The organism is Flavobacterium zhairuonense (assembly GCF_004352915.1).
GTDB lineage: Bacteria > Bacteroidota > Bacteroidia > Flavobacteriales > Flavobacteriaceae > Flavobacterium > Flavobacterium zhairuonense.
Genome location: NZ_SJSY01000003.1, coordinates 1 through 211, shown reverse-complemented (window position 1 = coordinate 211; position 211 = coordinate 1). Strand labels below are relative to the sequence as shown.

Sequence of the window (211 nt, the reverse complement as noted above, 5' to 3'; positions counted from 1 at the left end):
ATTATCTTTTGATGGAGCTGGAGATGTTCCAGTGCCTCCGCTCAAATTATAAACAGCATAATCATCAGTGGTATATTGATAAGCACCAATTAAAACTACTGGAGTATTATGAGTCCAGAAATATAATGTTCCGTCCAATAATGTATTATTGGCAGTAATGAAAGCATCTGCACTTAGCGCTGAAGGATATGGATTTCCTAATAAGTAAAAT

Annotated in this window: 1 protein-coding gene; it reads right to left on the bottom strand. The window is 35.1% G+C overall.

Annotated elements, in window-relative coordinates; translation table 11 throughout:
* Nucleotides 1–211: hypothetical protein (locus EYY60_RS22090; RefSeq protein ID WP_162847803.1), on the bottom strand; the 211-nt coding region annotated here is incomplete at both ends.